1 protein-coding gene is annotated in these 230 nt (G+C 55.7%); it reads right to left on the bottom strand.

Translation table 11 applies throughout. The features are described from left to right. On the bottom strand, positions 1–230 hold a 230-nt coding region (locus ACXAIA_RS20665), incomplete at both ends, for a hypothetical protein (RefSeq protein WP_475351012.1).

Below are 230 nucleotides of genomic sequence, written 5' to 3'. Positions count from 1 at the left end.
CTATCGCATAGGCACTCGCACTGTTTGAGCCAATAACAACGCCTTCATCAACCGTGACCGTTACCTCAACCGCATCCGTCCCGTTCCACACACCGTCTGCCTGAAGTGCGGCTGCAACTCCGTAATTCGTCGCATGGGCCGAGATCACAATCTCGTAGGTCGGAAGAACCGGATCCGTCGGGGTCCCGTCATCCGGGAGCGCCTGACCTTCTATCTCATAAGATTTGCTA

The sequence above is a fragment of the Thalassospira sp. ABL2_045 genome (assembly GCF_056161285.1).
The sequence above is the reverse complement of the archived record's forward strand: the minus strand, read 5'-3'. Positions and strand labels throughout refer to the sequence as shown.